Below are 13066 nucleotides of genomic sequence, written 5' to 3'. Positions count from 1 at the left end.
CTGTGCAGTGCATCGAATCAAGCGGGGTATTATACGCCCAAGTTCGACATGAAGCTCTGCATCGCCTGAAAATCTAGTGGGCCTACTGTAGCGAAGATGCCTTCTTCCGTAAATCGATATAAACGCAACACCATGTGCCATATTTTGCAATAACGGTTAAGCTAGCCCCATGGACATACGCACCCTGAAACACTTTCTCGCCCTGGCAGACAGCCTCCACTTTGGCCGTGCCAGCGCCGCCTGCCATATCAGCCTGTCGGCGCTGTCGCGCAATATCCGCCAGCTGGAAGACGAACTCGGCGTCATGCTGTTCAGGCGCGATAACCGCAGCGTGTCCCTCACCGACGAGGGGCAGACATTCCAGCAATACGCCCGCGAGGCGATTTCGCAGTGGAACCTGATTCGCAACGCACTGGCGGGCGGGGCCGATCAGTTGCACGGTGAAATCAGCCTGTACTGCTCGGTGACCGCCGTTTACAGCATCCTGTTCGACCTGCTCAATCGCTTTCGTCACGACTTCCCGGATATAGAACTCAAGCTGCACACCGGCGACCCGGAACACGCCATCGCCAGGGTCGTCGCCGGTGAAGAGGATATCAGCATCGCCGCCCAGCCCCGCTCTCTGCCAAGGGGGGTGGTATGCAAGCCCATCACCGTCTCGCCGCTGCGCTTTATCGCCCCCCTGAAACAGAGCGACCCGGATGTGCCCCTGACTCCGCCTGCCTCAGCAGCGCACTGGGCCCAGGTGCCCATGATACTGTCCGAGGGCGGCATCGCCCGCAAACGCATCGACGCCTGGTTCCACAAGATGGACGTCAACCCACGCATCTACGCCCAGGTGGCAGGCAACGAGGCCATCGTCAGCATGGTCAGCCTTGGGCTCGGCATAGGCGTGGTGCCCGAAATCGTACTCAAAAACAGCCCCATGGCGGATCGCATCCGCATCCTCGACGTGCAGCCAGAACTCGAGCCCTACGATATAGGCCTGTTCGCACTGAAGAAAAACCTCAACAACCCCCTGGTCAACGCCTTCTGGTCGCTGATTCCAGAGCAATGATTTTGAGGTGAACGGTTCGAGGGGCGAAGTTTCGAGGTGCAAGGAAAAGCGGCGCTGACAGGGCTTTATGGAGTCATCACGCAAAGTTGATTTTATTACCATACATCAGAACGGCCAACCCCCTTATGAAGCTGGCGAGCACTGGGGTTATTCGGCGAACTGGCCCGAAGGGGCGTAACAGGGACTGTTACGCCTGCGATGAGGTACATGGATGTACCTTCAGCGCAGCCCGCCGAATGATCTCAGAGCGCAGCGAATAGGCTTCTTTGGGGGCGCCTTTCTTTGGTTACTTTCTTTGCGCGTGCAAAGAAAGTAACACGACCAAGAGGTCGTAACAGGGAACATCAGAAGGTCACCGTATCTGATTGTAATGCCGGACTTTTCGAAGGATCTATCTCTACCTTAAGCACCTGAAAATCCAGCAAAGTGTCACCCATGTCATTGCACTCAACTGTTACCCATGTGGTTGAACTGTGGTTGAACCGTACCGGTAAAGGGTGCGATTCGCTGTGGTGAACGGTGCGATTCGCTGCGCTCATCAGCACCCTACGGGCCCCCTGCGCAGCCTTGCGGAGCATTGCCGTGCATGGCGGAAGATTGCCGTACCCTATCCCCATCTCACCCCCTCTTGCGGTAACTGCTCGGTGACACCCCCGTCCAGTGCCGAAAGGCCCGGGTAAACGCCGAGGGTTCCGAAAACCCCAGTTCCCTGGCAATGCTGGACACCGGCAGACTCGGCTGACTCAGCAGGTGGATGGCGGTATCGCGGCGCAGGCCGTCTTTAATATCCTGAAAGTTGGTGCCCTCGTCGGTGAGCTTGCGCCTCAGGGTACGGCTGGTCATGTGCAGTGCGGTGGCGGTGTCCTGCATGCTGGTGCTGGCCAGGCTGTCGGCGCGTTCAAGATGATCCAGCACGCGGCGGGTATAGATGGGATAGAAGGCCTGGCGGCTGAACCAGTCCAGCGGGGCGCGTTTCATGTAGCTGCGCAGGTTGGCCACCGTCTGCACTATGGGGGCATCGAGCTGATCGCGGCTGAACTCAAAGCCGTTGAAGGCTTGCTCGTAGGCCACAGGCGCCGGGAACATCAGGCGGTATTCGGCGGCGTGGCGCGGGCGGGCGTGGGTAAAGCACATGCGACTCAGTTCCACCCGCCGGCCAATCATCCAGCCGGGGAAGCGGTGCCAGATTAGCAGCAGGAATTCACACAGGCTGTGTTCGGTATCCAGCGTCGGGTCACTCAGGCGCAGGCTGAGGCGGGCGCGGTCATCCCACTCTTCGAAGCCAAACTCCACCGCCTCGGACACCAGATTGTAAAAGTGGCAGCTGCGTCGTAGCACCGAGCGCAAGGTCGTACCGTACAGCGCCTGGCGGGCCATAAGCGGGAAGATGCCAAAGCGGCAGGGGCGGGTGCCCAGGCACAGAAATTCATCGTCCGCGGTCTGCCAGAGTTGCTGCACCAGGGCGCTGAGCTGATGGGGCGTGATGCGTACCTGGGGATTGTCGAGCAGGTCGCGGTGCAGGCCCGCCCGCTGCAGAATCTCGTCGCAGTTGTGACCCCGGCGTTCCAGCCCTGCAATAAAGGTACGGGCATAGTGGACCGAGATGGAATGACGCGGTGAGCTCATGGGCCTGTCCGTATTGGCTATGCTGATCACGGATTATGCCGCAATGGGGCAGGTCTGGGTAAGGAGGCTGTCCGGATATGTTAATTATACGGCTGGGTTTGTCATTGTGACGCACCCTTGGCTGATCCAGACTGACGGGCAGCTGAATGTGCTGCTGCGGCTTTGCCCCGGCGCTCGACTAACGGCAACGACTGACTTTAAGGATGCGATCATGATGTATGAAGGACAGGCCATCAGCCTGCAGGTTGTAGAGCCCGGCATCGCCGAGCTGGTATTCGATGTGCAGGGCGCATCGGTGAATTCCCTCACCAGTGCCGTATTCGATGAGCTGCAGGCGGCGGTGCAGCAGTTGCGCTCAGCCCAGGGTATTGATGGCCTGCTGCTGCGCAGCGCCAAGCCCAACTTTATCGTCGGTGCCGATATACCAGAGCTGGCCCATCGCTCCAAGCAGGGCGCGGAGGCACTGGCGCCCTGGATGGCCGGGGTGCACGATCTGCTGTGCGAGATCGAGAGCCTGCCGCTGGTATCGGTCGCGGCTGTGAACGGTCTGGCGCTGGGGGGCGGTTTCGAAATGGCCCTGGCGGCGGACTTCCGCGTGCTGGCCAGTGATGGCAAGGTCGGTCTGCCGGAAGTCAGCCTTGGGCTCTTCCCGGGCTGGGGCGGTACGGTGCGCCTGAGCCGGCTGATCGGGGTTGAAGCCTCGCTGAACTGGATGCTGGGTGGCCGGGCGCAGAATGCCGGCGCAGCACTGGAGCAGGGCGCGGTGGATGCGGTGGCCGAGCCCGATGCACTGCACGGGAGTGCGCTTGAACTGCTGCGCGACAAGATCAAGGCGGGCTCTGACCTGCACCGGGTGCGGCAGCGCAAGCAGGCGCCGATGCTGGCCAGCGATGCGCTGCACCGCGAGCTGGCGGCGCTGGACAGGAAACTCGGCGCAAAGCTCGACCCCAAGTATCCGGCGGGGCCCAGGGTGCTGGCGCTGGTACTGCGTCATATCACGCTGGACTTCCAGGCGGCGCTGCAGGCCGAGCAGCAGGGTTTTATTGAGCTGCTCAAGAGTGATTCGGCCCAGGCCCTGGTGGGGCTCTTTCTCAACGATCAGCTGCTCAAGCGCAAGGCCAAAAATGCGCTCAAGCAGGGTGCTGGGGTGAAACAGGCCGCGGTGATCGGCGCTGGCATCATGGGGGGCGGTGTCGCCTTTCAGTCCGCCAGCAGTGGTACCCCGGTGCTGATGAAGGATATTCAGCCCCAGGCGCTGGAGCTGGGCACGGCTACGGCTTCGAAGCTGCTGGATCGGCAGATCCAGAAAGGCCGGCTGGATGAGGCGGGCAAGACCCGGGTGCTGCAGGCCATCACCCCGACGCTTGAATACCAGGGCTTCGATCAGGTGGATCTGGTGGTGGAAGCGGTGGTGGAAAATGCCGCCATCAAGGCCAGTGTGCTGGCCGATGTGGAGTCCAGGCTGCGCGAGGATGCCGTGCTCACATCCAACACCTCGACCATTTCCATCAGCTCACTGGCCGAATCACTGCAGCGCCCGGCGCAGTTCTGCGGCATGCACTTTTTCAACCCCGTGCACCTTATGCCGCTGGTGGAAGTGATCCGCGGTCGTGATACCAGCCCCCAGACCCTGGCCACCACCCTGGCGTACGCGGTCGCCATGGGCAAGAGCCCGATTGTGGTCAATGATTGCCCGGGCTTTCTGGTGAACCGCATTCTGTTTCCCTATTTCAACGGCTTTAACCGCCTGCTGCTGGACGGGGTGGATTTCGAGCGCATAGACCGGGTGATGGAGGCCTTCGGCTGGCCCATGGGTCCGGCTTACCTGATGGACGTGATTGGTCTGGATACCTGTGTGCACGCGGACAAGGTGATGATCGAAGGCTTCCCCGAGCGTATGGGCCACGACGGTGTCTGCATCGTCGAGCAGCTGCTGGAGGCTGATTGCCTGGGGCAGAAGAATGGTCGGGGCTTCTATGAATACGGCGTGGATGACAGCGGCCGGCGCACCCGGGTGGCGGCACCCAGGGCCCAGCAGCTGATTGATGCCGCCAAGGGGCCTGCACTGGAACTGAGTGACCAGGACATTCTGGATCGCATGATGATTCCGCTGTGCATGGAGGCGGTGCGCTGCCTGGAAGATGGTATCGCCGATTCTGCCGCCGAGGTGGACATGGGGCTGATCCTGGGACTGGGTTTTCCGCGTTTTCGCGGTGGCGCGCTGCGCTATATCGACAGCCTGGGGGCGGCGGACTTCTGCCAGCGGGTCGAACGTCATGCAGCCTGCGGCGCGCTTTACCAGCTGACCGAGGGCCTGCGTCAGCGGGCGGCCCGCAGTCAGTCTTTCTTCTAGAGCACATTCATCTGACTTGCGCAGGCTGGGGTATCGGAGCGGTTTGATGGCGCATGTTGCGCCTTGCTGGCGCGTTACTTTCTTTGCTCGTGCAAAGAAAGTAACCAAAGAAAGCACGCCCCGATGAAGCCTATTCGCTGCGCTCTGAGATCATTCTGCGGGCTGCGCTGACGGTACATCCATGTACCTCATCGCAGGCGCATCAGTCCCTGTTGCGCCCCTTCGGGCCTGATCGCCGAATGCCCTCAGTGCTCGCCGGCTTCATAAGGGGGTACAAGAGCCACTCTGATGTTTCGTTGGCAACTAGAGCCCTTTCATCTTGCCTCGACCCATATCCGGCCACCTCGAAGTAAGGAAGCACTCAAAGTAACCTCGATCGACAGATAAGTGTTTCGTTAAAATGCTGTAGCTTCTAGCTTCTAGCTTCCAGCCACTAGCCACTTGAAAGTGGCAAGGGGCATTTGTAATTATCCGGGTAGCTCCCTACAATGCGGCCTGCTTCTGGTACCCAAGGGTTTTGCGCTTGGGTTTAATCGGGAAGCCGGTGCGCCTGAGGTTGGGGTTTCCCCTTCGCGGCAATGCCGGCACTGCCCCCGCAACGGTAAACGACGTACACCCTTTTTGGCGCCCTGGTGCCTCAAGGCTGTGCGCAACAGCGACACGCCACTGTGTTCATACACGGGAAGGCGCTGTTTCAGGATGCAACTGCGTTCTGTCGTGAGTCCGGAGACCGGCCAAAAGCACTTGTCGGCATCGCGGAGGGCTTTGCAGCGGCACGTAGGCGCCCGGCCTTTGCCGCGCGCCGCGTCCTCGTTTTTATCCTTCCGTGTTACCTCTCTCTTTGTTGATTGCCGTGCGGGTGAGCACGGGAAGGATCTGTGTTAAATGAAGTCTTATGCTTTCCCGGCAGCCCTGCTGCTGAGTTCCTCCGTGGTACTGGCCGACCAGGCCAGCACCCTGAATCCGGTTGTTGTGACCGCGACCCGTACCGCCGAAACCGCCGATGAGACCCTGGCCTCGGTCACCGTGATCAGCCGCGAGGATATCGAGCGCAGCCAGGCGCAGATGCTGCCGGAAATCCTGCGCACTGTGCCGGGGGTGTCGGTGGTCAACAATGGCGGTCTTGGCCAGTCATCCTCCGTGTTTCTGCGCGGCACCAATTCCGACCATGTGCTGGTACTGATTGATGGCATCAAGGTGGGGTCGGCAACGCTGGGCACCTATTCCTTCCAGGATCTGCCGCTGTCCCAGGTCGAGCGCATCGAGATCGTGCGTGGGCCTCGTTCCAGCCTGTACGGCTCCGAAGCCATTGGCGGCGTCATTCAGATCTTTACCCGCAAGGGCAGCGGTGAAATCAAGCCGCGTTTCAGTGTCACCGCCGGTAGCCACAATACGTTGCGCAGCAATGCGAGCCTGTCGGGCGGTGACGCCGATGGCTGGTTTAACTTGGGAATCAGCGCCCTGAGCACCGATGGCTTTGACGTCAAGCAGGACGGTGAAACCGATAGCGACGGTTACGATAACCGCGCAGTAACGCTGCGGGCTGGGCGTGAGTTTGGTGAAAGCTCCGAGGTGGAGCTGCATTGGCTGCGCGCCGACGGCGAAGCCGATTTCGATGGCAGTTTTCAGAACTCCGGTGAATCCAGCCAGCAGGTACTGGGTCTGCGCCTGTCCACGGCCCTGACCGACAGCTGGCAGTCCAGCCTGCAGCTGGGTCGCAGCTGGGATGATACCGACAGCTTCCTGAACGGTGTTTTCAGCAGTCGCTTTGACACGGTGCGCGACAACGTCTCCTGGCAGAACGATATTGCTCTGGGCGTGTCGGATCTGCTGACTCTGGGTCTGGATTACCAGAAAGATGACGTCAGCAGTACCGAAGCCTTCAGTGTCACCGAACGGGACAACAAAGGCGCCTTTGCCCAGTATCAGACCGCGATGGGTCAGCATGACCTGATCGCCAGCCTGCGCAGTGACGACAACGAGCAGTTTGGCCGCTACAACACCGGCAGCCTGGCTTGGGGTTATGCGCTGGCCAACGACCTGCGCCTGAGTGCCAGTTACGGTACGGCCTTCAAGGCGCCGAGCTTTAACGAGCTGTACTACCCGGGCTATGGCAATGCGAACCTGGGGCCGGAAGAATCCCGCTCGCTGGAAGTCGGCCTGTCTGGCCCGGTGGGTAACGGTCGCTGGTCCCTGAATGTCTACGAGACGCGCATAGACGACCTGATCGCCTATGATTCCTCGATCTTTGGCCCGGCCAATATTCAAAACGCCCGCATCCGCGGTATTGAAACCGTGCTGAGCCAAAGCCTGGGCGACTGGCGGTTCAATGCCAATCTGACCCTGCTGCAGCCCGAAGATACCGATTCGGGCAATGATCTGCCGCGTCGCCCCCGCGAGGCGCTGCAGCTGGATCTGGATCGTCAGTTCGGGGCCCTGGGGCTGGGGGCGAGCCTGCATACGGAAGGCTCGCGCTACGACAATCTGTCGAACAGCACAAAAATGGACGGTTTCACCACCCTGGACCTGCGTGCCCGCTATGCAGTTGCCAAAGACTGGTCTGTGCAGGCCCGTGTCGCCAACCTGTTTGACGACCAGTACGAAACTGCGGCGTCCTACAACGAGGAAGGCCGCACAGTGTTCGTTACCCTGGCGTACCAGCCCTGATCAGGAGCGCGTAAATGCTGAATCTCAGCTCCCGTGCCCAGCTTGTGCTGGGCCTGGGGCTGGCACTGCTGATGGCCGCCTCCCGCGGTCATCATTTTGCCAGCCTGGATAATCTTCCCAGCGCCTCCTGGGCGCTGTTTTTTATCGCCGGCTTTTACCTGCGTTCCCGCTGGGCCTTCGCCGGCCTGATGGCCGAGGCGGTAGCCCTTGACCTGTCGGTGGTCGGGCTCTCCGGGGCTGCGGACCTCTGTATCACGGCATCCTACCCGATGCTGCTGCCGGCCTACGGTGCGCTCTGGCTCGGGGGCCAGTGGCTGGCGAAACGCTACCGGGCACAGTGGTCGATGCTCGTGCCGCTGATCCTGTCCGTGCTGCTGGCCTCCACCCTGTGCCAGCTGATTTCCAGCGGCAGCTACTATTACTTCTCGGGGCGTTTCGCCGACCCGACTCTGGCAGAGTTTGCCCAGCGCATGCTGCGTTACGGGCCTTTGAGCCTGCAATCCATGGCGTTTTATATCGGCCTCACGACCCTGCTGCATGGCGCCTGGTTGTCGGCCGCAAAACTGCGTCATAGTCATCAGACGGAGATTTTATGAGCGATTCAACATCCACAGGGCCGGAAAACGTGGCTGGACAGACCGCTGAGTCTTCTGAACAGGCCGCGAAGGAACAGCGTCATCAAGAGCGCATGCAGCGCAAAAAGGGTGTGGTGGACGCCGCCATCGCCCGGGCCGATACGGTGCGCGGCATAGTGGTGGTACTGACCGGCAATGGCAAGGGCAAGAGCAGTTCGGCTTTTGGCATGGTGGCACGGGCCCTGGGGCACGGTCAGCGTGTGGGTGTGGTGCAGTTTATCAAGGGCGCCTTCAGCACCGGCGAAGAAGCGTTCTTTCGCAAGCTTGAAGGCGTGAGCTACCACGTGATGGGCGAGGGCTTTACCTGGGAAACTCAGGATCGGGAGCGGGATGTCGCGGCGGCCATGGCGGCCTTTGATATCGCCCGCAGCCTGATGTCCGATCCGGACATTCATATGGTGGTGCTGGATGAACTCAATATTGCCCTCAAGTATGGCTATGTGCCCTTGGCGGCGGTGATCGAGGCGGCCCAGGCACGGCCTGCACACCAGAACCTGATCATCACCGGGCGGGGTGCGCCGGCCGAGCTGATTGAAATCGCCGATACGGTCACCGAGATGGGCGATGTCAAGCACGCCTTTAGAGCCGGCATCAAAGCCCAGCACGGTATCGAACTTTAATATAGCCATGACCCGCCCCGATCAACGCTTCAGCGACGCCGAGCGCGATGCGGTTTATCGCGCCATTCGCGAGCGGCGTGACATGCGGCATTTTGTACCCGGTGCTGTGGCAGCCGAGGTGCTGGCGCGCCTATTGGAGGCGGCGCACTGCGCGCCCAGTGTGGGCCTGATGCAGCCCTGGCGCTTTATCCGTATCTGCGATGCCACGCTGCGCACGGCTATTGCTGGGCTGGTGGAGCAGGAGCGCTGCAATACCGCCCGGGCGCTGGGGGAGCGGGAAGAGGAATTCATGCGCCTCAAGGTGGAAGGCGTGCGCGAATGCGGCGAGCTGCTGGTGGTGGCACTGGCGGATCAGCGCGAAGCCCATGTATTCGGCCGCCGTACCCTGCCGGAAATGGATCTGGCCTCGGTATCCTGTGCCATCCAGAACCTCTGGCTGGCTGCCCGCGCCGAAGGCCTTGGCATGGGCTGGGTGTCGCTGTTCGATCCTGTTGCCCTGGCCGATTTGCTTGGCATGCCTGCGGGCAGTCAGCCCGTCGCCGTGCTCTGTCTGGGGCAGGTTGATGCCTTTTATCCCAGGCCAATGTTGCAGGACAGCGGCTGGGCTGAACCCCGACCGCTGTGCGATCTGCTGTCCACCGATGGCTGGGGCAGGGACTAATGCAGAGCCAAATGCAGGGCCTGTTTACGGGCGATGGCTGGCATTCGGGCGATCTGCTCACGACGGCCTTGATCATGCTGGCGGCGGTTGTGCTGGACTGGGTTCTGGGCGAGCCGCCGCTGCGCTGGCATCCGCTGGTGGCCTTCGGGCGCCTTGCTGCCCGGCTTGAGCAGGTATTTCAGGGTCGCTGGGGGCAGGGCAGCAGGGCCCAGATTTGCAGTGGTGCTGCGGCCTGGTTGCTGTTGCTGGTGCCCTGGATTGTGCTGGCCTGGTGGCTGTCCGGCGTACCGCTGCTGGCGGAGCTGACCGCAGTGCTGGGACTGTACTGGGCGCTGGGACATCGCAGTTTGCACGATCATGCACAACCGGTGTTCAGAGCCTTGCAACAGGGCGAAGAAGCGACAGCCCGGGACTATGCAGCACAAATAGTCAGTCGAGACGCCGCAACACTGGATATTGAAAAATCAACTATTGAGTCAATTCTGGAAAATGGCAACGATGCCGTATTCGGTGCCCTGTTCTGGTTTGCCCTGGCGGGCCTGCCCGGTGTGGTGCTGTTTCGCCTGGCCAATACGCTGGATGCCAGCTGGGGTTACCGGTCGCCGCGCTACCTGTATTTTGGCCGGGCCAGTGCCCGTATCGACGATGTCCTGAACTGGCTGCCGGCCCGCCTGACGGCGCTGAGTTATGCGCTGTTGGGCCAGACCGGCATTGCGTTGCGCTGCTGGCGCACCCAGGCGGGGGCTTGTGATAGCCCCAACGGCGGCCCGGTAATGGCCGCAGGTGCCGGCGCTTTGGGCATTCGTCTTGGCGGGCCGGCACGCTACCGTGGCCAGTGGCTGCAAAAGCCCTGGCTCGGGCAGGGGGCAGAGCCCGTGCCTGAAGACATCCCCCGGGCCTTGCGGCTGGTGCGCCACAGTGTCGGGCTCTGGCTTCTGGTGCTGCTGGCCTTAGGACTGTTGATTGAAACCTGATAATGGAGCTTAAAGATGCTGCAACACGGTGGACGGCTGCGCCGGGCGGCGGTACAGCAGGGGATCGCGCTGCAGCGCTGGCTGGATCTGTCGACGGGCCTGAACCCCCATGCCTGGCCTGTGCCGGCACTGGATCCGCACTGCTGGGCGCGTCTGCCGGAAGATGATGATGGCCTGGAAGCGGCCGCGGCTGCCTATTATGGCTGCGATAGTCTGTTACCGGTGGCCGGTTCCCAGGCGGCCATTCAGGCGCTGCCGAGGTTGCGCGCCCCCTGTCGGGTGCAGGTGATGTCGCCGGGCTACCAGGAGCATCAGCAGGCCTGGTGTCTGGCGGGCCATGAGGTGCAGCCGGTATCCGCCCGCGAGCTGCGAGAGAGTCCGCCGGCGTCTGATGTGCTGGTGCTGATTCATCCGGGCAATCCCTGTGGCGAGCGCTTCAGTGCCGATGAGCTTTTTGGCTGGCAGCAGCAACTGGCGGCCCGTGGCGGCTGGCTGGTGCTGGACGAAGCCTTTATCGATGCCACACCCGAGACGAGCCTGGCAACCTATGTGGGGCTGCCGGGGCTTATAGTGCTGCGCTCGGTGGGCAAGTTTTTTGGCCTGGCGGGTATTCGCGTCGGCTTTGTACTGGCACAGCCCGAGATTCTGCAGCCGTTGCGCGAACTGCTCGGACCCTGGGCGCTGTCGGGCCCGGCTCGGGCGGTGGCCACCCAGGCCCTGGGTGATCGTGTCTGGCAGGAGACGATGCGCCTGCAGCTCGCGCAGCAGAGCAATCGCCTGGCCGCGCTGTTGCAGCGCCATCATCTGACGCCCGCTGGCGGCTGCGCCCTGTTTCAGTGGGTTCCTGCCGCCGATGCTGCGCATCTGCATGCGGAGCTGGCGCAGCGGGCCATTTTGACACGGGAATTTGATGTGCCCGCGAGCCTGCGTTTTGGGCTGCCGCCGGACGAAACGGGCTGGGCCAGGCTGGATGCAGCCCTGAAGGAGATACATGCATGAGCCTCACAACAGCTATGATTAGCAACACCCTGATGATCCAGGGGACTACCTCCGATGCGGGCAAGAGCACTTTGGTCGCGGGCCTGTGCCGTGTACTGGCGCGTCGGGGTATCGCCGTGGCGCCGTTCAAGCCCCAGAACATGGCGCTTAACAGTGCCGTAACGGTGGATGGTGGCGAGATTGGACGGGCCCAGGCGGTACAGGCCCAGGCCTGTTACCTGGCACCCCATACCGACATGAACCCGGTGCTGCTCAAACCCAATTCCGATACCGGGGCCCAGGTGATTATCCACGGCCACGCCATCGCCAACATGGAAGCCGGTATCTACCACGACTACAAGACGGTGGCGATGCAGGCGGTGCTCGATTCCCACGACCGCCTGTGTGAGCAGTATCGCGCGGTGGTGGTGGAGGGGGCGGGATCCCCCGCCGAGATCAATCTGCGTGACCGGGATATCGCCAACATGGGTTTTGCCGAGGCGGTGGATTGCCCGGTGATCCTGATCGCGGATATCGATCGTGGCGGCGTCTTTGCCCACCTGGTGGGTACCCTGGAACTGCTGAGTGAAACCGAGCAGGCGCGGGTGGCGGGCTTTGTGATCAATCGCTTTCGCGGTGATATAGCGCTGTTGCAGTCGGGGCTCGACTGGCTGGAAGCGCGCACCGGCAAGCCGGTGCTGGGGGTTTTGCCCTATCTGCATGGCCTGCACCTGGAAGCCGAAGATGCACTGCCGCGGGATCATTACGCCAGGCCCGAGGGGGCCTGTCTGCGGGTGCAGGTACCGGTGCTGCCCCATATCAGCAACCACACCGACTTTGATGCGCTGCGCCTGCACCCGCAGGTCGATTTCGAGTTTGTCGGCCCCGGCGAAACCCCGGGCCCCGCCGACCTGATTATCCTGCCCGGTTCCAAGTCCGTGCGCAGCGACCTGCACTGGTTGCGCGCCCAGGGCTGGGAGGCACGGATTCAGCGTCATCTGCGCTACGGCGGCAAGCTGATCGGCATCTGTGGTGGCTACCAGATGCTGGGCCGGCAGGTGCATGACCCGCTGGGGATCGAAGGCGCGCCCGGCAGCAGCGCAGGCCTGGGCTTGCTGGAACTGGAAACAACACTTGAGGCCCACAAACAGCTGCGTAACGTCACCGGCACCCTGGCGCTCAACGGTGCTGTCGTTTCGGGATACGAGATCCACCTGGGCGTTACTTGGGGGCCGGGCCTGCAGCGCCCGGCGCTGCAGATCGAGGGCCGGGATGAAGGCGCTTTGAGTCTGGATAATCAGATTCTTGGCACCTACCTGCATGGTCTGTTTGACCAGGCCGGTGCCACCGATGCGCTGCTGGCCTGGGCGGGCTTTAGCGAGGCGGCAAGCCCCGACTATCAGGCACTGCGCGAGGCCGGCATCGACCGCCTGGCGGACTGCCTGGAAGCGCATCTGGATCTGAACGCGGTAGATCGGTTGCTGGGGCTCTAGCT

General features: G+C 62.0%; 10 protein-coding genes and 1 riboswitch. Of the genes, 9 read left to right on the top strand and 1 reads right to left on the bottom strand.

All coding sequences use genetic code 11. From position 1 onward, the window contains the following. Nucleotides 1–169: 169 nt before the first annotated feature. Nucleotides 170–1057 carry an HTH-type transcriptional activator IlvY gene (gene ilvY / locus A8C75_RS13750; protein ID WP_067383391.1) on the top strand — a complete coding sequence of 296 codons (888 nt, stop codon included), beginning with the start codon at nucleotides 170–172 and terminating at the stop codon, nucleotides 1055–1057. 618 nt (nucleotides 1058–1675) lie between these two features. On the opposite strand, the gene A8C75_RS13740 is transcribed toward ilvY, so the two are convergent. Next, complete coding sequence (locus A8C75_RS13740; RefSeq protein WP_067383383.1) at nucleotides 1676–2683, bottom strand: AraC family transcriptional regulator; 1008 nt, start codon at nucleotides 2681–2683, stop codon at nucleotides 1676–1678. 211 nt (nucleotides 2684–2894) lie between these two features. Between A8C75_RS13740 and fadB the strand changes: the two genes are divergently transcribed. The 8 genes from fadB (at nucleotide 2895) to A8C75_RS13700 (ending at nucleotide 13064) form a co-directional block, all read left to right on the top strand. After that, entirely contained in the window at nucleotides 2895–5036 is a 2142-nt protein-coding gene (gene fadB / locus A8C75_RS13735; protein ID WP_067383380.1) for a fatty acid oxidation complex subunit alpha FadB, read from the top strand. A gap of 485 nt (nucleotides 5037–5521) precedes the next feature. Beyond that, nucleotides 5522–5789: riboswitch (cobalamin riboswitch) on the top strand. A gap of 132 nt (nucleotides 5790–5921) precedes the next feature. Then, complete coding sequence (btuB, locus tag A8C75_RS13730) at nucleotides 5922–7703, top strand: TonB-dependent vitamin B12 receptor (RefSeq protein ID WP_067383377.1); 1782 nt, start codon at nucleotides 5922–5924, stop codon at nucleotides 7701–7703. Nucleotides 7704–7717: 14 nt separating this feature from the next. Further along, a complete protein-coding gene (locus tag A8C75_RS13725; protein ID WP_067383374.1) occupies nucleotides 7718–8299 on the top strand; it encodes a cobalamin ABC transporter in 582 nt (193 codons plus the stop codon). Continuing rightward, nucleotides 8296–8958: a cob(I)yrinic acid a,c-diamide adenosyltransferase gene (cobO, locus tag A8C75_RS13720; protein WP_067383371.1), complete on the top strand. Its 663-nt coding sequence runs from the start codon at nucleotides 8296–8298 to the stop codon at nucleotides 8956–8958. Before A8C75_RS13725 ends, cobO begins: the two co-directional genes overlap by 4 nt. A gap of 7 nt (nucleotides 8959–8965) precedes the next feature. Beyond that, the gene (bluB, locus tag A8C75_RS13715) at nucleotides 8966–9619 is read left to right on the top strand and encodes a 5,6-dimethylbenzimidazole synthase (protein WP_067383368.1); all 654 of its coding nucleotides are present in this window, start codon (nucleotides 8966–8968) and stop codon (nucleotides 9617–9619) included. Continuing rightward, a complete protein-coding gene (gene cbiB, locus A8C75_RS13710) occupies nucleotides 9619–10593 on the top strand; it encodes an adenosylcobinamide-phosphate synthase CbiB (protein WP_227819923.1) in 975 nt (324 codons plus the stop codon). Before bluB ends, cbiB begins: the two co-directional genes overlap by 1 nt. 15 nt (nucleotides 10594–10608) lie before the next feature. Further along, a complete protein-coding gene (gene cobD, locus A8C75_RS13705; protein ID WP_067383366.1) occupies nucleotides 10609–11592 on the top strand; it encodes a threonine-phosphate decarboxylase CobD in 984 nt (327 codons plus the stop codon). Between the two features lie 14 nt (nucleotides 11593–11606). After that, a complete protein-coding gene (locus A8C75_RS13700; RefSeq protein ID WP_067383363.1) occupies nucleotides 11607–13064 on the top strand; it encodes a cobyric acid synthase in 1458 nt (485 codons plus the stop codon). The last annotated feature ends 2 nt before the right edge of the window (nucleotides 13065–13066 follow it).

This window comes from Marinobacterium aestuarii, assembly GCF_001651805.1.
Lineage (GTDB): Bacteria > Pseudomonadota > Gammaproteobacteria > Pseudomonadales > Balneatricaceae > Marinobacterium_A > Marinobacterium_A aestuarii.
Note: the sequence above shows the minus strand (reverse complement) of the source record. Positions and strands in the feature narration are given on the sequence as shown.

Coding starts and splice junctions, on each gene's coding strand:
- A8C75_RS13700 (WP_067383363.1), top strand. CDS start 11,607: ATGATTAGCAACACCCTGATGATCCAGGGGACTACCTCCGATGCGGGC.
- bluB (WP_067383368.1), top strand. CDS start 8,966: ATGACCCGCCCCGATCAACGCTTCAGCGACGCCGAGCGCGATGCGGTT.
- A8C75_RS13725 (WP_067383374.1), top strand. CDS start 7,718: ATGCTGAATCTCAGCTCCCGTGCCCAGCTTGTGCTGGGCCTGGGGCTG.
- btuB (WP_067383377.1), top strand. CDS start 5,922: ATGAAGTCTTATGCTTTCCCGGCAGCCCTGCTGCTGAGTTCCTCCGTG.
- fadB (WP_067383380.1), top strand. CDS start 2,895: ATGATGTATGAAGGACAGGCCATCAGCCTGCAGGTTGTAGAGCCCGGC.
- cobD (WP_067383366.1), top strand. CDS start 10,609: ATGCTGCAACACGGTGGACGGCTGCGCCGGGCGGCGGTACAGCAGGGG.
- cobO (WP_067383371.1), top strand. CDS start 8,296: ATGAGCGATTCAACATCCACAGGGCCGGAAAACGTGGCTGGACAGACC.
- ilvY (WP_067383391.1), top strand. CDS start 170: ATGGACATACGCACCCTGAAACACTTTCTCGCCCTGGCAGACAGCCTC.
- cbiB (WP_227819923.1), top strand. CDS start 9,619: ATGCAGAGCCAAATGCAGGGCCTGTTTACGGGCGATGGCTGGCATTCG.
- A8C75_RS13740 (WP_067383383.1), bottom strand. CDS start 2,683: ATGAGCTCACCGCGTCATTCCATCTCGGTCCACTATGCCCGTACCTTT.